This is a genomic window from Streptomyces bacillaris, from assembly GCF_003268675.1.
Lineage (GTDB): Bacteria > Actinomycetota > Actinomycetes > Streptomycetales > Streptomycetaceae > Streptomyces > Streptomyces bacillaris.
Genome location: NZ_CP029378.1, coordinates 3,520,129 through 3,542,114 on the forward strand (window position 1 = coordinate 3,520,129; position 21,986 = coordinate 3,542,114).

General features: G+C 70.2%; 12 protein-coding genes and 1 tRNA gene. 3 read left to right on the forward strand and 10 right to left on the reverse strand.

The features are described 5' to 3' along the window. Positions 1-2 precede the first annotated feature (2 nt). From DJ476_RS14950 to DJ476_RS14960, 3 genes are all read right to left on the reverse strand, one after another. Positions 3-6,476: an RHS repeat-associated core domain-containing protein gene (locus tag DJ476_RS14950; protein WP_318294884.1), complete on the reverse strand. Its 6,474-nt coding sequence runs from the start codon at positions 6,474-6,476 to the stop codon at positions 3-5. 244 nt (positions 6,477-6,720) lie between these two features. Then, entirely contained in the window at positions 6,721-10,785 is a 4,065-nt protein-coding gene (locus DJ476_RS14955) for a LamG-like jellyroll fold domain-containing protein (RefSeq protein ID WP_208623656.1), read from the reverse strand. Between the two features lie 717 nt (positions 10,786-11,502). Continuing rightward, positions 11,503-11,576, reverse strand: a tRNA-Thr gene (locus DJ476_RS14960). 177 nt (positions 11,577-11,753) lie between these two features. Here DJ476_RS14960 and DJ476_RS14965 point away from each other — a divergent pair. From DJ476_RS14965 to DJ476_RS14975, 3 genes are all read left to right on the forward strand, one after another. Next, positions 11,754-12,890, forward strand: coding sequence for an ABC transporter ATP-binding protein (locus tag DJ476_RS14965; protein WP_112490749.1), 1,137 nt, complete (start codon positions 11,754-11,756; stop codon positions 12,888-12,890). 230 nt (positions 12,891-13,120) lie between these two features. Then, a complete protein-coding gene (locus DJ476_RS14970; RefSeq protein ID WP_070199405.1) occupies positions 13,121-13,534 on the forward strand; it encodes a hypothetical protein in 414 nt (137 codons plus the stop codon). A 133-nt stretch (positions 13,535-13,667) separates the two neighbouring features. After that, positions 13,668-14,387, forward strand: a complete 720-nt coding sequence (locus tag DJ476_RS14975) for a nucleotidyltransferase family protein (RefSeq protein WP_103420050.1) — start codon at positions 13,668-13,670, stop codon at positions 14,385-14,387. Between the two features lie 100 nt (positions 14,388-14,487). Here DJ476_RS14975 and DJ476_RS14980 read toward each other — a convergent pair whose 3' ends face one another. From DJ476_RS14980 to DJ476_RS15010, 7 genes are all read right to left on the reverse strand, one after another. Next, positions 14,488-16,155, reverse strand: a complete 1,668-nt coding sequence (locus DJ476_RS14980; protein ID WP_241565707.1) for a DoxX family membrane protein — start codon at positions 16,153-16,155, stop codon at positions 14,488-14,490. Positions 16,156-16,387: 232 nt separating this feature from the next. Further along, the gene (gene rlmB / locus DJ476_RS14985) at positions 16,388-17,344 is read right to left on the reverse strand and encodes a 23S rRNA (guanosine(2251)-2'-O)-methyltransferase RlmB (RefSeq protein WP_103420054.1); all 957 of its coding nucleotides are present in this window, start codon (positions 17,342-17,344) and stop codon (positions 16,388-16,390) included. Positions 17,345-17,442: 98 nt separating this feature from the next. Next, positions 17,443-18,843 (reverse strand): cysteine--tRNA ligase, encoded by a 1,401-nt coding sequence (gene cysS / locus DJ476_RS14990; RefSeq protein ID WP_112490750.1) that lies wholly within the window; start codon positions 18,841-18,843, stop codon positions 17,443-17,445. A gap of 264 nt (positions 18,844-19,107) precedes the next feature. Beyond that, on the reverse strand, positions 19,108-19,512 hold the full coding sequence (locus DJ476_RS14995) for a PPOX class F420-dependent oxidoreductase (protein WP_070199400.1): 405 nt from the start codon (positions 19,510-19,512) through the stop codon (positions 19,108-19,110). 193 nt (positions 19,513-19,705) lie between these two features. Then, complete coding sequence (gene ispF / locus DJ476_RS15000; RefSeq protein WP_103420057.1) at positions 19,706-20,230, reverse strand: 2-C-methyl-D-erythritol 2,4-cyclodiphosphate synthase; 525 nt, start codon at positions 20,228-20,230, stop codon at positions 19,706-19,708. Next, positions 20,220-20,987, reverse strand: coding sequence for a 2-C-methyl-D-erythritol 4-phosphate cytidylyltransferase (gene ispD, locus DJ476_RS15005; RefSeq protein WP_103420059.1), 768 nt, complete (start codon positions 20,985-20,987; stop codon positions 20,220-20,222). The genes ispF and ispD overlap by 11 nt, the downstream gene beginning before the upstream one ends. A 448-nt stretch (positions 20,988-21,435) precedes the next feature. Next, the gene (locus DJ476_RS15010) at positions 21,436-21,918 is read right to left on the reverse strand and encodes a CarD family transcriptional regulator (RefSeq protein ID WP_006380568.1); all 483 of its coding nucleotides are present in this window, start codon (positions 21,916-21,918) and stop codon (positions 21,436-21,438) included. Positions 21,919-21,986 lie beyond the last annotated feature (68 nt).

Below are 21,986 nucleotides of genomic sequence, written 5' to 3' on the forward strand. Positions count from 1 at the left end.
CCCTAGAAGAACTGGTGCCCCCAGATGCCGCCTTCCTCAGCAACGACACCTGACTCGAACTGGAACGGTGACTGGTAGTCCACCTGGCACTGCTTGCACACGGGCTTCACCTCGACCGTGCGTACACCGTCGTCGAATTTCACGGTGTACGCGATGGTGAACCGTACCTTCGTCGGGTCGCCGCCGAGCGCGTGCACGACGTTGCCCTCGGCACAGTAGCTGAGCCCGGGTTTGCAGCCGCCCGACTGCGCGAGGGCGACGTCTCCCGTCTCGATGTTGTAGCCGCCCGCGTATGTCTTGGACGCCTTCCTCTTGGAGGCGTGCTTGAGGGCGAAATCGGCCACCTGGGACGATGCCTTCTCCATCTGCCCGGCGTGTGTCCAGCCGGCCGGAGCCTTCTGGACCTCCACCACGGGCGCGCTCTTGCCGCCCACTCCGCGTGCGCTGACCCGCGGTGGCGGAACGACCCTCGGCGCGACCTTCGGTGGCGCCGCCTTCTGCGTCGTGCCGGAGAACAGCCTGCCGAGGGCTCCCTTGACGACCTTGCTGACGCTGCCGGGCTTGGACAGCACCTTGCCGCCGCCGCCCGCTCCGGCAGCACCGGGGAAGAACGGCGTGAGGAACTTGCCGACCCAGTAGGAGACCTTGTACCAGGCTCCGCTCTGGTCCGGGCCGCGGACGGTCTTGTAGAGACTGATCGGGCCCTTGCCCGCGCGGTCGTTCTTGATCTTCTGGGCGTTGCCCTCGGTCCAGCCCAACCGGTCGGTCCACGTGTAGACGCTCTCGGCCAGGTCGTAGTAGCCGTCGACGACACCGTTCTTGAGGCCCTTGGCAACCTGCTTGCCCTTGGAAGCGAGCTTGTCCAGCCACTTCCACTGGCCGGTGCTGTCGCTGAAGGTGACCGGGGAGTTCTCCGCGTACGCGTAGCCGTTGAGCTGCTGCGGATCCGTCAGGTCCATGATCGGGTCGACGCTCAGGAAACGGCCCGTCGACGGGTCGTACTCCCGGGCACCCAGATGGGTCAGCCCTGTGTCGCTCGTGTCGTCGGTGCCGTCGACGAACCCCTTGCTGCCCACCCACGGGACCGGAGCCACGCCCCGGGCGCCGCCGAACGGCAGGGTGCGCCGCTGCGACAACGCCTGGGTGGCGGCGTTCACGGAGAGGAGGCCGGTGCCCTGGTGGTCGGCGAGAGTGAAGGTGACGGAGCCGTCGTCCTCCTTGACCGCCTGGTTGCCTCCGCCGAGCGGGGTGTAGCGGGTCGCCTTGGCCTTGGCCGCGCCCTTGTCGAGGGTCACCTCGGTGTGGCCGAGGTACAGCGTGCTCTTCGAGCCTGTACGCCCGATGAGGCGGTTGCCCCCGGTGTCGTACAGGTACTCGGTCACCTTGCTGCCGCCGCCCGACGTAGGCTCCGTGACCTTGGCCAGGTGGCCCTCGGCGTCCCAGGTGAGCTGCTGGGAGGCGTCGCCCCGGGGGCGGGCCGTCGTGTTGCCGATCTCGTCGTAGGAGTAGTCGTCCTGGGTGGTGGTGCCGTCGGGCAGCCGGGTCGAGACCGAGGTCAGGCCGTGCGGACGGGCGCTGCCCGGAGCCGGGTAGCTGTAGGTCCGCAGGGTGTCCTTGGCGCTGTCGCCGGAGACGTCGTGCAGGGTCTCGGAGAGGCGGTTACCCGTCTTGTCGTACGTGAAGGACTGCCAGTACGGTGCCGGGCCGCCGACCGTCCCGGCACCGGGCGCCGTGGCGCAGGTCTTGTCACCCTGCGTCCACGCCTTGGTCAGCCGCTGCAGATGGTCGTAGTCGAAGCACTGGGTGTCGGTGCCGGACCTGGAGGTGTCCGAGATCGACAGGATGTTGCCCAGGTCGTCATACCGATAGGTGTTGAACCGGTCGACGCCTGCCACGTCCTGGCGGTCCACCCGCGAGGTCGCGACCCGCTGGGTGCCCCACTCGTAGGTGTTGGTCACCTGCACCGGCTTGGCGCCGGGGGCGGTGCCGGACATCCGCTGCTGGAGCGGCTTGCCCGTCGAGGAGTACACGGTCTCCGCCGTGAACCCGTCACCGAGGAGCCCGGTCGGCCGCAGCGTGTCGGGGGCATAGCTGACGGTGTGGCTGCCGCCCGGCAGCGAACCGGCTGCCGAGTAGCTCACGGTGCTGGGCAGGCCGGAGGGGAGATAGGCGGTGCCGGTCTGATACGTGCCCGCGAGGGCGCCCTCCTGGGAGGGGATCACCACGGCGGTCCTGACCGGGCGGTAGAGCCGGTCGTACTGGGTGACCTTCGAGGTGTACTCGGCGCCGTTCACATAGCGCGTGGACTGGGCGAGTTGGCCCTTGGCACCGCTGATGGTGTCGTAGGTCCACTTGGCACGCAGGGTGCCGGTGGCGGAGCCGTCGCGCAGCTCGGTCTGGCGGCCCAGCCCGTCGTACACGTGCGCCAGGACGGTGCCCCGGGCGTCCTTGGTGGTGGTGAGCTGGCCCCGGTCGTCGTACGTACGGGTGGTGACACCCCGGTCGGGGTCCTCCGTCCGGACCTCATGGCCGCGCTGGTTGTAGGCGTACTTCCAGGAGTTGCCCGCCGGGTCGGTGACCTTGGCGAGTTCGCCCCGGGTCGTGTACGCGTAGGTGGTGGTGTCGTAAGGCGCGTCGGCGCTGCGCGAGTGGTGCTGGCGCAGCTCGGTCACCAGACCACGGGCGTCCGCGATCGCGGTCGTGGCGGTGCCGCCCTCCGGCGGAATCACCGTGGTGCGGTCGCCGCCGTAGGTCTTCCGGGTGACCGCGAGTACGGCGCCCCCGTCACCGTTTCCGGCGATGTCCTTGATCTCGGTCTCGCGGCCGAGGCCGTCGTAGACGTATCTCGTCTGGGTTTCGACGGTGAGGGCATCGGCGGGTTTGAACAGACCGCGGCCGGGCGGCTCCTGGTCGTTGTAGTACGGAGCGAAGGTCTTGGCTGTCAGGCCCCGCTCGTCGTAGAAGACATCCGTGAGGATCCGGCCCCCATCCGGTCCTGGCTCCTGTACCTGGCGCTCCCGCAAGAACCCGTCGTACAGCGTGTAGGAAGAACGCTGGCCGCCCTTGTTGTCGAGGGTCCGGGTGCGGATCGCGACGGGCTTGTCCGCGTCGATGAAGTAGGTGAACTCGTAGCTCGGAGTCTGGTCGGTCCGTCGGTCGGCAAGCCAGATCCGGCTGATCCGGCCGAGCGCGTCGAAAGAGAACTCGGATCGTTTGCCGTTCGTGTCCACCTGTGCGGCGGGGCGACCGCGCACCGGGTCGAACTCGGTCACCACGTTCTGCGCCGTCGCCGGGGTGCCCGCGGTGGCGGGCGGTGTCGTCTCCGTGACCTTGGCCGGGAAGCCGGTCGCGGGACTGTAGGCGGTGGTCGTCGTACGTCCGTCGGTGCGTGCGGTGCGGGCGGGCTGGCCCGTGCCGGTCACGGTGACGTCCGACGTCAGGTCGGTGGTGCTCAGGCGTCGGCCGTAGGAGTCGAACGTCGCCTTGGACTCCAGGTAGACGGCCTTGGTGCCGTCGTGGCTCTTGAGCGTGGCCGACGCGGTTGCGTCACCCTTGGTCGGAGCCGCGCCGTACTCCCCGCCGTCGTAGGCGGTCCGGACGTCGGAGACCACGTCCTTGGAGCGGTCCGGCGTGGCGGAACAGGACCTGGTGACCGTCTCCTCCCTGGAGGGGAGGGTGATGATGCCGGTGCTGCCGCCGGCGTAGGTGGTCCGGGTGCAGCGGTCGTCGGACGGGGTGGTCGGGTCCCCCAGGTCCTCGGTCATGGTGACCCGCCCGGCCACCGTGTCGTAGGTGTTCCTGGTCTCGCTGACGCTCCAGGACTTCCCCGCACCGTTGTCCAGGGAGGTCCAGGAGGTGGACCGGGCGGTGCCGGTCAGGTTGGAGGTGACGGTGCCCCAGGTGCGGGTCTTCCTCGCGGTCTCGTGGTACCAGGGCCGGTCCACCGACTTCGACAGGATTTTGCCGTCGACGCCTGAGTGGACGACCGTCTTGTAGGCGAAGCCCGCCACCGACTCGTGGTCGGTGATGGGGTCTCCCTCACCACTGCCCAGAGTGACGGAGACCTTCTTGGTGCCGCCCGAGGTGGATTCCCTGTCGCCGTCCATGCCGCGCAGGAAGTAGCTGTCCTGCTGCGTCCTCAGGGCTGCCTGGCCGCCCTGACCGCCGGTCTTGACCCGGACCTGGCCGTAGCCGCGCCACTGGGACCAGGTCTTGTGCTTCTCCTTCGTCAGGCCGTCGTCATCGTCGTAGTGCCAGGCCGCGTCACCGAGGTACTCGTACTGGGTCACGCCGTCGGGCGCGCCGCCGGTGCGGTCGGTCTTGGTGGTGGAGGTGACGACGTACTTGTTGAACCACTGCCGTTCGGGCGCGGCGTCGGCGTCGCCGCCGATGAACTGCGGGTAGCAGCGGGTGCCGTTCTTCTCGGGCGTGGGCAGCCTGTCCCAGGAGCAGACGGGGTCCGAGTAGTTGATGTCGACCTGGCCGCCGTACTCGTCGGTGACGGTGGACAGCCGGGACTTGACGAAGGGCGCGTAGCCGTCACCGATCCGGTCGAGCCGGTTGGCCCGCTGGGTGTAGGCGAAGCTGGTCTTCGGCAGGGTGACCGCCGGGGTGGCGGTGTGACCGGTGCGCTGGACGGAGTCCAGGAGCAGCTGGTAGTCGATGTCGGCCTGGCCCCAGCGGTGGCCGAGCTTCCAGGAGTCGACGTCCGTGTACGCGCTGCCCTTCAGGACCTGGGTGGTGATCCCGGTCAGGCGGTCACGGGTGAAGAAGACGGGGGACAGCCGGCCCCTGTCGCAGTCCTTGCCCTCCGCGCAGTGCAGGTCCCAGGGCGTGTCGTACCAGTAGAAGGCGTCCTTGTCGATCGACTTGCAGTCAGTGTTGGCGTCGGGCAGGCAGCGCTCGGAGGTCGCGAAGTTCACCTTGCCCAGCGCCTTGGCGCTGTAGGCGGAGCCGTCCTTCAGGCCGTACTCGATCCGGTCCAGCGAACCGCCGCGCACGTACGGCGTGTTGTCCTTGGCCTTGAGGTTACGGCCGTAGGCGTTCTTCTCCTGGTCGTAGTAGTAGGCGACCGCGTTGCCATGCGGGTCCACGACATAGTCGAGGTTCCAGCGCCAGCCCTGCTGGCACCAGGAGTCCGCGAAGGCCGCCTTGTGGCAGGGCTCCCCGCTGTTGTTGCCGAAGACCGGAACCGTCCACGTGGAATCGGTGGTCTCCTTGCCGCTGCTCCAGCCGGGCAGCCGGTTGTAGCCGAAGTAGTAGTGCACGCCGTCGGGGTCGGTGAGCCGCCAGTACTCGCCGTCGTTGTCACCGTTGCCGCGGTCGGCGGAGCGCAGCCGGGTGATCCGGGTGCCGTCGTCCTGCTTGAGGCGGAACTCGTCGTCGCCCGTCGGGACCAGCTCACCACCCTTTCCGTTGAAGGTGATGAACGCGTTGTCGTAACCCCAGCACAGGTCCGCCGGCTTGTTGCCGTCCGCGTTCTTGACACCGTCGTCGTAGCACGGCTTGTAACGCCGCTCAATATAGCCGGACCACAGGTCGAAGCCGTCGCCCACCCAGGACGACTGGTTGTTGGTGGTACCGGTGCGCCCGTCGATCTGACCCGAGTTGTACGACAGGCCGAGGTCCGGCGTGAGCCCGCCGGGCACGTCGGGCACCGGGATGTCATAGGACCAGCTGAAGTCACCGGTGTTGAGGTTGGTGTCCCAGGACGCGGACGGAGAGAGCTTGGTGGCGGTGAAGTCCCCCGTCCCGGCGGTCTCCGCGGCCATGGCGGCGAGGACCGTGAGGCCGGAGGACCGCAGGGCGACCGAGGAGGCGGTGAGGGTCCTCCGTTCGGTGTCGTTGACCGTCGGTACCGGGGTGATCGTGCGGCATTCTTCCCGGGAGGGATCGTCCGCGGCACAGGCGGGCAGCTGGACGAGCGTCAGACGGGAGCCGTAACCACCGCCGTACGCCTCGGAGAAGGAGGAGTAGTCGACGGTGGCGTCCACTTTCCCAGGGCGGTCGTCCCGGCCGTCGCCCGCCTCCAGGGTGAAGAGCACCCCGTCGATCCCGACGCGTTCGGCCGCTCGGTGCCCGAGCACCTTGGCTTCGACGCGTCCCTTGGCGCCGACGGAGGCCCCCTGTGACGGCGCCTCGGTCGGGGCACTCCGGGCGGTGCCCGCGCCGTCGGCCGCCGCGCGTGGGGCGCTGACCGCGATCGGGAGCGAGCGGAGCTGTGTGGCGAGTCTGTTCGCGGCGGGCTCGCCCGGGGCCGGCGCGGCGGAGACGCTGACAACCCGCTCGCCCGGCTCGGGCCAGGCGGCCCGGGGGGCGCCCTCCGGCGTCCTGGGTGCGTCAGCTGCGGAGCGCGGCTCGGCGCCGAAGATGTCCCGCCCCTTGACCGGCTTCTCGGCGGAGGGCAGACCGGGTAGGTCCCACCGCGGTGAGGGAGCCGCTGACGCGACTGCTCCCTGCATCACCGTGGCCACCATGACGGTGGACAGGAACAAGGCCACTCTTCGTCGGGCCGCCAAAGGCGGGAGCAATTTGGATGTTATGGACATAGAGGAGCGAATCCTTGGTTGTGATCCGAGGCCGCGCGGCTGCGCACGGCCATGAGGACAAGGAAGAAAAAAGGAAGAGAAGAAACGGGACAGTGGAGCGGCACGGGATGCCGTGCTGTGGGCACTGGCCCAGAGCACGGCATCCAGCCGGTACCGTTCGGCGGAGCGGTGCTCAGCCGTTCCCGGGAACCTCGGTCGGGATGTCGAACCATGTCCCGGCGAGCTTCTCGACCTGAGCATCGGTCAGCGTGCCCTGGAACGCCCAGACGTCATCGATCAGGCCGGGGAAGTAGTCGCCCCAGGTGCCGCCAGTCTTGGCCCGGCCCACCTGGAGGGACTTGGTGGCCTTGAAGGCCAGGGTGTTCACCGACCAGGAGACCCGGTTCCCGCACGCGGCCTCGTCGGCCTCCCCGTCCCCGTCCCCGCAGGCAATCTCCTGGAGGACACCGTTGACGTAGAGACGTGCCTCCTTGGTGAACCCGTCGTAGACGACCGCCAGGTGGTTCCATTCCCGCGCGTCGTAGAACTCGCTGTTGACGACACGCACCGTCGAGGCCTCCGTGCTGTCCTTGTCCGGCAGGGCCAGCTCCCAGTGGCCGAGGCCGTCCGGATCGGAGGCGTCCGGCACGAAGCGGACGTTGAAGGCGCTCTGGACGGTGCCTTCAGCGCTGACCACTGACGCCGCTCGCTGGGGAAGTGCCGCGGCCTGGGCCCAGGCAGTCACCGTGTAACTGGCCCCGGTGTCTACCGGGACGGACGCAGTGGCCGCGTAGCCGCCGACGCCGTCCAACTCCAGGCCGCCCGCGTCGATGTAGGCCAGGTCCGACTTCTTCGCACCGCCGTTGAGGGTGAGCGCGCTGCCGCCGGACACGGCGTTCGGCGTCGTGACCGGGCTGGTGCCGGAGGTCTGCTCGAACGTCCAGCGGCTCTTCACCAGGGGCCGCCGCTGGAAGATCTGGCGGACCTCGTCGTCGGCCACCGGCCGGTCGAAGAGCCGGACGTCGTCGATCGTGCCGGGGAAGTGGTCGACGTACGTGCCCTGCCAGATGGCACGGCCGATCTGCACGGCACCCTGCGCCTCCCATGTCCTGGGAGCCGCGTCGACACCCTGCAGCTGCCCGTTGACGTAGAGGCGGATCTGCTGGGCCGTGGCGTCGTGAACCGCCACCAGGTGGGCCCATTCACCGGGCCTGGCCGGCTGGGTGGCGGCCACCCGCTGGTCGCGGATGTTGCCCGCCTGCACGTCCTCCAGCGAGGTCCGCAGGCTCCAGGTGTTCGCCCCGCCCTCGTAGGACAGATAGAAGGGGCTGTAGAAGGTGCCGCTCTGGCTGACCACGGTCCGGTTGCCGGTGACCGTGGTCTCGGGCAGCTTCGCCCACGCCGAGACCGTGTACGAGCGGGCCGTGTTGAGCACCGGGCGGTCGGTGGCCGCGTAGGAGGTGGCCCCGTCGAACTTCAGGGCCCTGCCCGCGACCCCGTCCACACCGCCGGCCACCGGTCCGTGCGGGGTCAGCGGCTGCTCGGGCGCGGATCCGGTGGCCTCCGTGGCGCCCGTCGGCTCGTCCAGCGGGAAGACGGCGCTCGGCGGCCGGCCCGTGGTGGTCTCCTGCCCCTGGTGCAGTCGCGTGGCCTCGGCCGCCGAGACGGCTCGGTCGAAGATCTGGACGTCGTCGATCGTGCCGGGGAAGAACGACTTGTGGGTGCCGCTGTAGATTCCGGCTCCCAGCTGCAGCCCCCGGCGCGCCTCCCACGCGGTGGTGTACGCGGTGGAGCCGGCGAGCTTGCCGTCGACGTACAGCCGCAGTTGCTTGGCCTTGCCGTCGTACACGCCCACCAGATGGGTCCATCGCCCGGCCTCGGCACCGCCCGCTGCGGGGGCCATGGCCCGCGCGATGGAGGCACCGGCGGTGTCCGAGGTGTACTGGTTGAACACCCAGCGGTCGTAGTACTGGGAGTAGTACAGCTCGAAGCCCGGCGAGTGGTTGCCCGGCTGCGCCGCAATGATGGCCGCCTCACTGGGCATCCGGTCGAGCCGTGCCCAGGCCGCCACGGAGAAGCTGTCGGAGGTGTCCACCACGGTCAGGTCGGACGCGGCGTACCCGGTCGTGCCATCGAAACGCAGGCCCGTGCCTGTCCTGCCCTCGGCACCGAGTTCCGCTCCGCCGTGCAGTCGCACGGTCCGCGACGTGGTGGTACCGGCGGCCTTGGTGGCACCCGCCGGTTCGTCCAGTTGCCAGACGGCCCGCTCGGGCTGCCCGGCCTTCACGCGGAACTGATAGGTCCGGATCTCCGAGCCGTTGCCCGCCTGGTCGAACGCCTGGGCGGTCACGAAGTTGAGCCCTGGCCGTGCGGGGAGCAGCCGCGCGGACTTGGCCGCGCCTCCGGTGGTGGTGATCTGGTTCGCGGCGGACGGGTCGGTGTTGAAGCCGTAGCGGTAACGGATCACGTCCGTCGAGGGCGAGTCGATGGAGAACGTACCGTACTGGCCCACTCCGTCGTACCACGGATCGTCCGGGTTCTCCGGGTCCGAGGCCGGATAGTGGCCCGAGGAGATCGCCGGTGCCGCGGGCACGCTGGTGTCGTACACGAAGTAGCAGGCTGTCGGATCACCCGCCGACGACCAGGGCGAGTACTGCGCCCCGTCGTACGAGCGCACATGCCAGTGAACCGTCCTGTTGGCCGGGATCGAGGTCGGCAAGCCTATGGAGAAGCTGGAACCGGACTTCTTGTACGACGTACGGGCGGGCTTCCACCGGGCGATCAGGCCCTTGCCGTCACCGGAGTCCCAGTACGCCTGGAACTCCACCGCGATGTCGTCACCGTCCGGGTCGGTGACACCGTTCGCGTAGATCTTGCCCAGGGACCGCACCCGGGGCGCCTGGGCCGGCGCCTTGCAGGTGCCTCCGTACTCGGCGGTCAGCTGGGACATCTTCACCTGCGTCGGGGGGCGGTTGTACTTCACCCGCAGGAACGCCTTGTCGGAGAAACGCTTCCAGCCGTAGCGGTCGGACTCATTGGAGGCGCGCAGACCGAAGGTCATCGTGGACCACTTGCCGTTGGCGGCCTCCTGCACCGCCGCCTTCACGTCGAACTCGGCGTCCTTCGCGGCACAGCCGGTGTACCCGTGGGCGAACGACTTCGCCGCGAGCTTCTTGAGCCAGAACGACGCCGGGCTCTGGGTGTTCCACGTCGTCGACGAGGAGATGTCCTTCGTACGCCACAGCTGCACCTCGCGCGCCGAACACGACGCCGAGTGGACGTTGCGCACCACGAACTCGGCGGAGAGAACGGTCTTCCCGGCGTAGGTCGAGGTGGGCAGACGGTAGAACAGGCGCTTGGTGTCCTGCGGTGCGCAGTAGTCCCAGCCGCAGTACCCCATGCCCGCATCGGACTTGCCGTTGAACTTCCACTGCGGCGACGAGGCCCAGTGTTTCGACGCCATGGTCCACGCCGACGCCCGGGGCGAATACCACTGGGGGTCGATAAAGACCGGGTATTCGGTGTCCTTGCTCCTCAGCACGCCGAGATCGGGCTTGAGTACCAGTTCGCCATTGCCCGGAGGGAGTTCCACGCCGACCGGGGCGAGCTTGCCGCTCTCGGCGGGATGGGCTTCGGTGACGCCTGTCGTCGGCGGGACGGCAGCCGTACGGGCCCGGAGCCCACTCCTGCCTTCGGTGCGGACGTCTCCCCCGTCCGCACCGTCACTGGAGTCCCACATCTGCGGCATCGGCGCTTCGAAGACCGAAGTGCCGGCCCCCTTGTCGACCGCGACCAGACCGCCGCTTTCGGTCTCCTTGACGTCCATCCCGCCCGCGGCGAGCTTCATCCGCAGCTCGGTGAGGGCAGGACTGGCCGCGGCTGCGGCGCTGTTGACGACGAGCAACTGGGTGAATCCGTCCTCCTGCGCGCCCATCCGCAGATCGACGTCAGGCAGAACGTTTCGGTACGTCGCCGTGGCGCCGTCCAGTTCGGGTGCGGGCAACCTGCCGGGCCAGGACAGTGCCAGCTCCCGGCCTGCCTTGTTCATCCGCACCAACGGTGCGCCGGACCCGCCACCGGAGAACTCCAGTCCGACGGTGACGGCCTTGGGCACGACCACCCCCTTGCCGGTCGGCACCAAGGCCGTGTCCACCGGCTTCCACTCGCCGCCGACCCTGGTACGGACGGGACGCACGTACTCCCTTTGCTCCAGATCCCCCTCGGGGGTCACGAACACCTCGGTGCTCGCACCACGCATCGAGACGATCTCCACACTCCGGCCGGTCCGTTCGGCCTCCGCCCGCGCTTCCTCCTCGGAATACGGTGCCTTCTCGGCAGCCTCACGAGGCTGCTTCCCCGGAGTGCTCGACGAGACCGCAGCCGCGGTTGCGGGCAGCAGCCCGACCGCGAGAAGAGAGCTCAGAGCGATCGCCGTGATTCCCCCAACGCCGCGCATACGCGCATGCGCCATCATTCCCAATCCCCCCGCATCATGAATATTTTATGTATCCCTTATGAGCGACAGGAACCTAGCTCACGAACGGACGTCCGGTCCAAGTCGTTCGCTTCCGGCCCACGCCGGCCTGCGCGACAACGGGCTCTACCCCATCAACTGCGGACACTTCCCTTCCGGTGAACCATGGGGCGCCCAAAGGGGAGTTCAGCCAAAGAGACGCGGCCGGCTGCAGGACCGGGTTCCAGCAACTCCCGGGAGATCCGACGATCAGGCCAGGAAGCCCATCCCCTGCGCTTCCCGCGGGCCTGCGACAGGGCTGGCATCCAGACACGGCGTGACCGTGCCTTCTGCCGAGCGGATGGCAGCACCGTTGCCTTGAAGGTGGGCGGGCCATTGGCAGGCGCACGCACCACGCATCCCGGACGGAGAGGAGGCCCCCCGACATGCCTCTCACCGAAGAGCGATCCGGAGAAGCACGAAAGCCCAGGTCAGACACCGTCCGACCTGGGCTTTCCACCGGGCCCCCTGTCGGATTCGAACCGACGACCTACGCATTACAAGTGCGTTGCTCTGGCCAGCTGAGCTAAGGAGGCGTGCCGGAGCAGTGTAACCAACCGGGCACCCGCGCCGTCCACGGTTTCTCTGTGCCCCGGACTACTGACAGATCGGAAAACGCCAGGTAGCGTCACGGCAGGTTCATCTCATTGGACCAGACCACTCCCTACTCGGATCGTCCGGCACGTTCCTGCCGGTGGAGGAGAAGATTCAGCATGGCCAGTGTCACGTTCGACAAGGCGTCCCGCGTCTACCCCGGCTCCACGAAGCCGGCTGTGGACCAGCTCGAGATCGACATCGCGGACGGTGAGTTCCTCGTCCTCGTCGGTCCTTCCGGTTGTGGCAAGTCGACCTCCCTGCGCATGCTCGCGGGTCTGGAGGACGTCAACGGCGGCGCGATCCGCATCGGTGACCGCGATGTCACGCACCTGCCGCCGAAGGACCGGGACATCGCCATGGTGTTCCAGAACTACGCGCTCTACCCGCACATGTCCGTCGCGGACAACATGGGCTTCGCGCTGAAGATCGCCGGGGTGAACAAGACCGACATCCGGGCGAAGGTCGAAGAGGCCGCCAAGATGCTGGACCTCACCGACTACCTGGACCGCAAGCCGAAGGCGCTCTCCGGTGGTCAGCGCCAGCGTGTGGCGATGGGCCGGGCCATCGTGCGGGAGCCGCAGGTCTTCCTCATGGACGAGCCGCTGTCGAACCTCGACGCCAAGCTGCGTGTCTCCACCCGTACGCAGATCGCCTCGCTCCAGCGCCGCCTCGGCATCACCACCGTCTACGTCACCCACGACCAGGTCGAGGCCCTCACCATGGGCGACCGGGTCGCGGTGCTCAAGGACGGGCTGCTCCAGCAGGTCGACTCGCCGCGCAACATGTACGACCGCCCGGCCAACCTCTTCGTCGCCGGCTTCATCGGCTCCCCCGCGATGAACCTCGTCGAGGTCCCGATCACCGACGGCGGCGTGAAGTTCGGCAACAGCGTCGTCCCGGTCTCCCGCGAGGCGCTGACCGCCGCCGCGAACCGCGGTGACACCACCGTCACGGTCGGCATCCGCCCCGAGCACTTCGACATCGTCGAGCACGGCGGCGCCGCCGCGAAGGCCCTCACCAAGGACGCCTCGGACGAGCCGGCCGGTCTCGCGGTCTCCGTCAACGTGGTGGAGGAGCTGGGCGCTGACGGGTTCGTCTACGGCTCCACCCAGGTCGGCGGCGAGCACAAGGACCTGGTCGTCCGCGTCGGCGGCCGTGCCGTGCCGGACAAGGGCACCGAGCTGCACGTCGTCCCGCGCCCGGACGAGCTGCACGTCTTCGCGACCTCGACCGGTGAGCGCCTCACCAACTGACGCCCGCGAAAGTTGACGCAAACGGCCCCGCCTCCCCCTCCCGGGGACGCGGGGCCGTTTGCGTGGCGCGGGGCCGGTTCGGGTTTCGTGGCGGGGCGGCGTCAAATACCCCGGCACACAGGGCATTTCCCCCCGCCCCGTCAACCTGGCATTCGAAAGGACGCGTCGAACCATCCCCCGGGCGGGTGACGAAATGTCGTCATGCCATCACCGACCGCTACGCTCGCTGCGTGACCCACACCGCTCGGCGCCTCGGCCGATCCTTCGCCCTCGTCCTGCCCGTCGTCATGGTGCTCTCCGGGACCCTCGCGGTCACCAGCGTCCAGTGGGCGGCCACGGACAACGACTCCACGCTGCTGGCCGCCTCCTCGGAGACCGTGTCCAAGCCCGCCAAGCCCCGCGCCGCGCAGGACGTCCTGCGGGACAAGCTCCTCGTCGAGCTGCAGGAGAAGGACCCGGGCACCGCGCTCACGAGCCTCCAGCGCGCCGTCGAGCAACGGCCCTCGCTCGCACAGCACTGCATGTCGATCGCCAAGGCGCTCGGCAAGGCCGCGGTCGAGCAGTACGGCCCGTCGCGCGCCCAGCGCTTCTCCCGCCCGGTCTGCGACACGTCGTTCGCCTCGGGGGTCGCTCAGTTCAGCTGAGCGGAGCCGAGCCGCGTACGTACGGCCCCCGCACCCCACGTCCGTACGCCTTCCTCCGTGCGGAGCCGCCGTCGCCCGGCCGTCATCGGGCAACGGCGGCTTCTCCGTGCCCGCACCGCATATCGTGCCTGCCATGCATACGTATCCGACGCAGGCCGTCATCCTCGCCGGTGGTCAGGGGTCCCGGCTGCGGCCGTACACCGACGACCGCCCGAAGCCGATGGTCGAGATCCCGGGTACCGGGACCCCGATCATCGGCCATCAGCTGTCCTGGCTGGCCGCCGAGGGCGTGACCGACGCCGTGGTCTCCTGCGGCCATCTCGCCGAGGTGCTCCAGGAGTGGCTGGAGTCCGCCGTGCTGCCGCTGCGGGTCACCACCGTGGTGGAGAAGGAGCCGCTGGGCCGTGGCGGCGGGCTGAAGTACGCGGCGCAGCGGCTGCCCGATCCGGAGCAGCCCTGGTACGCCACGAACGGGGACATCTGGACGCGGTTCTCGCTGCGGGAGATGGCCGCGTTCCACGCCGAGCGCGACGCCACCGCCACCCTGGCCCTCGCGCGGCCCCGGATCCCGTGGGGCGCGGTGGAGACGGACGCGTTCGGGCACATCACGGACTTCATCGAGTCGCCGCCCTCGCCGTATCTGATCAATGCGGGGGTGTACGTGTTCTCCCCCGCGTTCACGGGGATGCTGCCGGATCAGGGCGACCATGAGCGGACGACGTTCCCGCGGCTGGCCCGGGAGCGCCGGCTCGCCGGGTACCCGCTGCCCCACGGGGCGTACTGGCGGGCGATCGACACCGCGAAGGACCTGACCGAGGCGGCCCGTGAACTGGGCGCCCAGGGCGGCGCCTGACCGTCGCGCAGAAGAAGCAGCAGAAAAGGCGGAAAAGGGGCGGCCCCTCCCACCCGGAGTCCGGGTGGGAGGGGCCGCCCCTCTCGCTCTGCGCCGCCGGTCAGCCGAGGAGGCCGCCGATGGGGTTGCGGCCGCCGCCGGTGGAGCCGCCCGGCGGGGTGTCGCCGCCGCCTCCGGAGGTGGGCGGGGCCTCGGGCTCCGAGCCGCCGCCCGTGGAGCCGTCGCCGCCGGTGGAGCCGGAGGAGGTCGGGCCCGCGCTGGTGGCGGCCGGGGGCTGCTGGGGGGTGGTCTGCTGCGGGGGCTCCTGGCCGGTGCCCTGGGTCTGGCTGGGCTGGGCCTCGGCGCCCGCGGTCTGGCCGCCGCCGGAGTCGCGGGTGGCGCCGGGGGTGACCTGGCCGGTGGCGGGGGCCGTGCTGGCCGCGCCCGAGGGGGTGGGCTCGGGGCTGCGCTCCTGCTCCTGCGGGGTGCGGGAGGCCTGGCGCTCGCCGGTGGACTCCTGGGGGAGCGGCATGCCGGGGAGGCGGTTGGTGGGGTAGTCGTTGCGGCCGGGGACGGTGACGACCTCGGCCGAGCGTACGGCGCCGCCGAGGATGGAGCCGATGAGCAGGGTGAGGCCGATGACGACGGAGGCCACGACCGCACCGCGGCGCAGGACGCGGCGGCGCAGGTCCCAGATCAGAGAGCGCGGGCCGAGGGTGCGCCAGGCCTCCCCGGCGAGCCGCCCGTCCACCGAGTAGACCGGGGCGCCCGCGATGATCAGCGGGCTCCAGGCGGCCAGCAGGATGATGTCGGGGGCGTCGTAGACGGGGACCGTACGCCAGCTGACCGTCACCAGCAGGGCGGCGGAGAGCAGGGCGCCGACCGAGGCGGCCACGCGCTGCCAGAGGCCGAGGACGGTGAGGACACCGACGACGACCTGGAGGAAGGCGACGGTGAGCCCGGCGCCGACAGGGTGGGCGAGGGCGAAGTCCCGCAGCGGTTCGGCCGCGGCCCAGGGGTTCAGGGCGGTCAGCCACTTGACCATGGAGCCGCGCTCGCCGCCGTCGAAGTAGACGGGGTCGCAGAGCTTGCCCATGCCCGCGTAGATGGAGATGAAGCCGAGCAGCACCCGCATGGGGAGCAGGACGACCCCGAGGTTCATCCGGTGGCCGGGGTAGTACGCGTGCCGGACCGGGTCGTTGCCGTGGCGGCGGGCGCGGGACTCGGCGGTGTCCTCGTAGTCGACGTCACCGTCCGGGCCGGTGGTGGCCGGTGCCTCGTCGACGGAGTCGTACGCGCCGACGGCCTGGCGCATCGGCGGCAGGAGGGGGCCGGTCCGTCCGGGCTGGTGCGGTGCCGTGAGTACGGGGTTGGGCTGGGTCTCCTCCAGGAGCGGGATGACCTGGGTGGCGCCCGCCGCGTGGCCGTCGGCCGCACCGGCGGTGAGGGCGGGGTCGAGGTGGCCGGCGGTGGAGTTGCGCACGGCCTGGAGGAGGCCGGTGGCGCCCGGGTCCCCCGGGGCCGACCTGCCGCTCCAGACGACCGGCGCCCGCCTGCGGCCGGCTCCGGCGCGTGCACCGGCTCCGACTCCTGCGGCGGCTCCGGCCCCGCTCATGGCGGGGATGCGGGCCGTGTCCGCGAGGCCCCGCAGCCGGGCGCGCTGGCCCGGGGCGAGCTGCACCCGGAAGCTGGCGTGGTTGACGATGACCTGCGCGGGGTCGCTGTCCACCTTGGTCATGCTCAGGGCGGGTTGCTCGTCGAACCGAGGCGTTCTGGTGTCCACACTCATCTAACCGAGTGATGGGTGGTTAGGACACTGCCTTGACAGCCCTGATGTGTCCGAGACCCGTCAAGATCCGGCCAAACCCGGGCATCCTGGAACCTTGTTCGGCGTTCGCGCGTCAACTCGGTGAACGGGAAGGCCCGTTACCGGGGCGATGACCACGCGAACGCCGTACGGAGATGCGCTCTCCACCGGAGCCCAGGGCCTGTCGTCAAACTGCCGCCTGCCGTGCGACGCCCTAGGCGCGGCGGCGCGCCACCTCGTAGAGCACGATGCCCGCCGCGACACCGGCGTTGAGCGACTCGGCGCCGCCCGGCATGGAGATCCGGACGCGGTAGTCGCAGGTCTCGCCGACGAGCCGGCCGAGCCCCTTGCCCTCGCTGCCGATGACGATGACGACCGGGCCGTCCAGCGCCTCCAGGTCCTCCACCGTGTGCTCGCCGTCGGCGGCCAGGCCGACCACGGTGAGGCCCGCCTTCTGGTACCCCTCCAGGGCGCGGGTGAGGTTGGTGACCCGGGAGACCGGGGTGCGGGCCGCCGTACCGGCCGAGGACTTCCACGCACCGGCGGTCATCCCGGCCGCACGGCGCTCGGGGACGACGACGCCGTGACCACCGAAGGCGGAGACCGAGCGGACGATCGCGCCGAGGTTACGGGGGTCGGTCACCCCGTCCAGGGCCACGATCAGCGGGTCCTCGTGGTTGTCCTGCGCGGCGACGATGAGGTCGTCCGGGTGCGCGTACTCGTACGGCGGGACCTGGAGGACGAGGCCCTGGTGGTTCAGGCCGTTGGTCATCCGGTCCAGCTCGGGGCGCGGGGCCTCCATCAGGTTGATGTTGCCGCGCTCGCCCGCGAGCTTGAGGACGTCCCGGACGCGCTCGTCGTTGTCGATGAACTGCTGGACGTACAGCGTCACGGCGGGCACGCCGTCGCGCAGGGCCTCGTAGACCGGGTTGCGGCCGACGACCATCTCGGAGGTGCCCTTCACCCCGCCGCGCCGGGGCGCGGGGCGGCGGGCGGCGGCCTGTTTGGCCTGGGCGTTGGCGACCCGGTTCTTCTTGTGCCCCTTGCGGGCGGAGGCGGGCGGGGTCGGGCCCTTGCCCTCCAGGCCACGGCGTCGCTGCCCACCGCTGCCGACCTGCGCGCCCTTCTTGTTGGACGTGCGGCGGTTCCTGCGCTGGCTGTTCCCGGCCATGACCTACCTGTTTCGTTGCTTTCAGACGTACGTACGTATAGGGAAAGTGTGCCGCCCGGAGCGCCGGGCGGCACACCCGCGTGGTCCCGCCGGCGCGCTCAGCGCGGGCCGAGCGTCCACCGCGGACCGCTCGCGCTGTCCTCGATGACCAGTCCGGACTGGTTGAGCTGGTCGCGGATGGCGTCGGCGGCGGCCCAGTCCTTGCGGGCGCGGGCCGACTGCCGCTGGTCGAGAACCAGGCGTACGAGGGTGTCGACGACGCCGTGCAGATCCTCGCCCCGGTCCCCCTCGCCCGCCCAGTGCTCGTCGAGCGGGTCGAGCCCGAGGACCCCGAGCATGGCCCGGACCTCGGCGAGGCGGGCGACGGCGGCTTCCTTGTCGTCGGCGGCGAGCGCGCTGTTGCCCTGGCGGACCGTGGTGTGGACGATCGCGAGGGCCTGCGGCACGCCCAGGTCCTCGTCCATCGCCTCCGCGAAGGCGGGCGGCACCTCGGCGGCGGGCGGGACGGTCTCGCCGGCCTTCTCGGTGACGCGCTGGACGAAGCCCTCGATCCGCGCGAACGCGGACTCGGCGTCGCGCAGGGACTCCTCGCTGTACTCGATCATCGAGCGGTAGTGCGGGGTGCCCAGGTAGTAGCGCAGGACGATGGGGCGCCAGTGCTTGACCATCTCGCTGACGAGGACCGAGTTGCCGAGCGACTTGGACATCTTCTCGCCGGCCATGGTGACCCAGCCGTTGTGCACCCAGTAGTTGGCGAACTCGTCGCCGTACGCCTTGGCCTGGGCGATCTCGTTCTCGTGGTGCGGGAAGATCAGGTCGATACCGCCGCCGTGGATGTCGAAGGCCGAGCCCAGGTACTTGTGGGCCATCGCCGAGCACTCCAGGTGCCAGCCGGGACGGCCGCGGCCCCAGGGGGTCTCCCAGCTGGGCTCGCCCTCCCTGGCCGCCTTCCACATGGCGAAGTCGCGCGGGTCCCGCTTGCCGGTCTCGCCCTCGCCGGAAGGCTGGCGCAGATCGTCCAGCTCCTGGTTGGACAGCTCCAGGTAGCCGGGGAGGGACCGGACGTCGAAGTAGACGTTGCCGTCGGCCTCGTAGGCGTGGCCGCGCTCGATCAGGCCGCGCATCATCTCGATCATCTCGGTGATGTGGCCGGTGGCGCGGGGCTCGTAGGTGGGCGGCAGGCAGCCCAGCGCGTCGTAGCCGTCGTTGAACGCGCGCTCGTTCTCGTAACCGATCGACCACCAGGGGCGGCCCTGCTCGGCGGACTTCTTGATGATCTTGTCGTCGATGTCCGTGACGTTCCGGATGAACGTCACGTCGTAGCCGCGGTACGTGAACCAGCGGCGCATGATGTCGAAGTTCAGCCCGGAACGGATGTGCCCGATGTGCGGTGCCGCCTGGACGGTAGCGCCACAGAGGTAGATCGAGACACAGCCCGGCGTGAGCGGGACGAAGTCACGGATCTGCCGGGCGCTGGTGTCGTGCAGGCGAATAGTCACGCCTCAAGGGTAGTAGGCCGACACCAGTGCCCCGCGACCCTTGGGCGATCGCGGGGACAACTTTCTGATACCGGCTGGTCCGGGGCCTCTCCAGAGGGGCGGTCGGGGGGCGGTTCTGTTGGATCGGGTGCTGTTCCGGGCGTATTCAGGGAGCGTTCCGGGCGTGTTCCGGGGGCGCTCCCGGCGTGCTCCCGGCTCTCGGGCGCGGCACTCCCGGTTCCGGGCCGCGCCCGACGACGCCCCCGGGCGCGGCCGGCGTCGTGCTCAGATGCGGCCGACGACCTTGCGCGGGGTGATCCGGACCACGACCCGGGGCGCGTCCTCGGCGGCGTTCGGGTTGAACTCCGCGTACCGCTTGCCGGTGTACTTCAGCGACAGGTCGTCGATCAGCTCCTGGCCGCCCTCCGTGGTCAGCTCGGCGCGGCCGCGGATCTCGGCGTACACGTACGGGTTGTCGGCCGGCTGGACGACGACGGTGACGCGCGGGTCGCGGCGGAGGTTGGTCTCCTTGCGGCGGCCGACCGTGGTGGAGATCAGGACGTCGTCGCCGTCGCGCTTCACCCAGACCGGGGAGACCTGCGGGCTGCCGTCCGGCTGGATGGTGGCGATGTTGACGAAGACCGGGGAGTCGAGCAGGTCCTTGAGCTCGGTGGAGAGTGCGGCGGTCATGGCGTACGTCCTCCTGATGGCCGGGGTGGTGCGGTGCTCCTACCCCCAACCCCGTACGACCTCCGTTACTTTCCGCCGCTTCCCGCCGAACGGGTGAATGAGCGGGTGCGTACGGAGGCGGTACGGGGTTGCGCCGCGTGAGCCGTACGGGGCTTGCGCCTCCTTGCGCCGGACGGAGTCGTACGGCGACGGGTCAGCGGGCCCGGTAGACCAGCGCCGTCGCGATCCCCGCGAGCCCCTCGCCGCGCCCGGTGAAGCCGAGCCCGTCCGAGGTGGCGGCGGAGAGCGAGACCGGGGCGCCCACGGCGGCGGAGAGCACCTTCTGCGCCTCGTCCCGCCGCTTGCCGATCTTGGGGCGTACGCCGACGACCTGGACGGCGACGTTCCCGATCTCGTACCCCTCGGCGCGGACGATCCGGGCGGCCTCGGTGAGCAGGGTGACGCCCGCGGCGCCGGACCACTCGGGGCGGCCGGTGCCGAAGTGCTGCCCGAGGTCGCCGAGGCCGGCGGCGGAGAAGAGGGCGTTGCAGGCGGCGTGGGCGACGACGTCGGCGTCGGAGTGACCGGCCAGGCCGGGGCCCTCGCCCTCCCACTTCAGCCCCGCGCACCAGAGTTCGCGGCCCTCCTCGAAGGCGTGGATGTCGGTGCCGATCCCGACGAGCGGGACGATCGGGGCGGCGGGGGCCACGGGGGGTGCGGCCGGGTTCTCAGAAGCCATCGTGGGCCCTCCTGCGGGCGAGCACCGCTTCGGCCAGCACCAGGTCGAGCGGGCGGGTGACCTTGAACGCCTCTTCGTGGCCGGGGACGACGACGACCGGCTCACCGAGGCGTTCGACCAGGCCGGCGTCGTCCGTGGCGCCCTCGCCGTCGAGCGCCACCGCGGCGTGGGCGCGGACGAGGGTGTCCCGGTCGAAGCCCTGCGGGGTCTGCACCGCGCGCAGCCTGGCCCGTACGGGGGTGGCGAGCACCGGCTCCGGCTCCCCGGGCACCACGGCGGGCTCGACCTCCTTGACCGTGTCGGAGAGGGGCAGCGCGGGAACGACGGCGTGCGCCCCGTTCCGTACGGCCCCGACGACCGAGTCCACCGTCTCCACGGGCACCAGCGGGCGGGCGGCGTCGTGGACCAAGACCACGGAGACGTCCTCGGGCAGCGCGTCGAGGCCGAGACGCACGGACTCCTGGCGGGTGTCGCCGCCGGGCACGACCAGGTAGTCGGTGTGGTCGGGCAGGGAGTGCTCGTCGAGGAGGTGCTTGACCTCGGGCGCGCCGTCCGGCGGGGCGACGACCACGACGAGGGAGACGGCCCTGGAGGCGGCCATGGCGCGTACGGCGTGGATGAGCATGGGCGTGCCGCCGAGCGCCCGGAGGGCCTTGGGGGCGCCGGGTCCGAGCCGTATGCCCCGCCCGGCCGCGGGGATCACCGCGGCGGTACGGAGGGGGCGCGGCCGATCGGGCGGGGGTGGCGTCGAGGTCATCGATTGCACTCCGAAGGTCCGAAGGTTCGGCAGGTTTGTTTCCACGGGCGACGTGGGTAGGGGCCCAGCAAGCCGGGCGCTACGCCCTCCGGCTTGACCCGGGCCCCTTCCGTGACACCCGGTCGAGCGTGGAGCGGAGTCGCGGCGGCGATCAGCGTACGGGGGTGGCCGGTGCGGACACACCGGCGGTGGGGCGGGTTCGGCCGTTCCCGTTTCCCGGCACGGCCGTCGGCCGAAGCCATCGCCGGAACATCTGAGCGTGAGCCGGAAGTCGGGCATCCGGACGTGCGAACAGGTCCAGACGTGCGAACAGGTTCAGCCGCGCGAACGGGTCCGGACATGCCGCAGCGCCCGACGACACACCGTGAAAACGGCTGGTCAGCGGGCACCGCGGCACATTCTTACGACCGGTTGTTCACCATCTGCGTGATCCGGTCCGCGATCCGGTTCAGGACGCGAGAACCTCGTCGAGCAGGGCCTCGGCCTTGTCCTCGTTCGTGTTCTCCGCGAGAGCCAGCTCGCTCACCAGGATCTGGCGGGCCTTGGCGAGCATGCGCTTCTCTCCGGCGGAGAGACCGCGCTCGCGCTCACGACGCCACAGGTCACGCACCACTTCAGCGACCTTGATGACATCGCCCGAGGCGAGCTTCTCCAGATTTGCCTTGTAACGCCGGGACCAGTTCGTCGGCTCTTCGGCATACGGTGCGCGCAGCACCTCGAAGACCCGGTCCAGCCCCTCCTGCCCGACCACGTCGCGCACGCCTACGAACTCCGCATTGTCCGCCGGCACACGAACCGTCAAGTCGCCCTGGGCGACCTTGAGCACCAAGTAGGTCTTGTCCACGCCTTTGATCTGGCGAGTTTCGATAGCCTCGATCAGCGCGGCCCCGTGATGGGGATAGACCACGGTGTCGCCAACCTTGAACGTCATGTGACAGGTACCCCTTCCGTGGCTATCCAGAGTAACACGAGAATCGCCTCCCCTGAATGGCGTTTTCG

Excerpts from the sequence above, each read along its gene's own strand:
- DJ476_RS14950 (WP_318294884.1), bottom strand. The coding sequence starts at position 6,476 with ATGGTGGCCACGGTGATGCAGGGAGCAGTCGCGTCAGCGGCTCCCTCA.
- DJ476_RS14955 (WP_208623656.1), bottom strand. The coding sequence starts at position 10,785 with ATGCGTGGTGCGAGCACCGAGGTGTTCGTGACCCCCGAGGGGGATCTG.
- DJ476_RS14965 (WP_112490749.1), top strand. The coding sequence starts at position 11,754 with ATGGCCAGTGTCACGTTCGACAAGGCGTCCCGCGTCTACCCCGGCTCC.
- DJ476_RS14975 (WP_103420050.1), top strand. The coding sequence starts at position 13,668 with ATGCATACGTATCCGACGCAGGCCGTCATCCTCGCCGGTGGTCAGGGG.
- DJ476_RS14980 (WP_241565707.1), bottom strand. The coding sequence starts at position 16,155 with ATGAGTGTGGACACCAGAACGCCTCGGTTCGACGAGCAACCCGCCCTG.
- rlmB (WP_103420054.1), bottom strand. The coding sequence starts at position 17,344 with ATGGCCGGGAACAGCCAGCGCAGGAACCGCCGCACGTCCAACAAGAAG.
- DJ476_RS14995 (WP_070199400.1), bottom strand. The coding sequence starts at position 19,512 with ATGACCGCCGCACTCTCCACCGAGCTCAAGGACCTGCTCGACTCCCCG.
- ispF (WP_103420057.1), bottom strand. The coding sequence starts at position 20,230 with ATGGCTTCTGAGAACCCGGCCGCACCCCCCGTGGCCCCCGCCGCCCCG.
- ispD (WP_103420059.1), bottom strand. The coding sequence starts at position 20,987 with ATGACCTCGACGCCACCCCCGCCCGATCGGCCGCGCCCCCTCCGTACC.
- DJ476_RS15010 (WP_006380568.1), bottom strand. The coding sequence starts at position 21,918 with ATGACGTTCAAGGTTGGCGACACCGTGGTCTATCCCCATCACGGGGCC.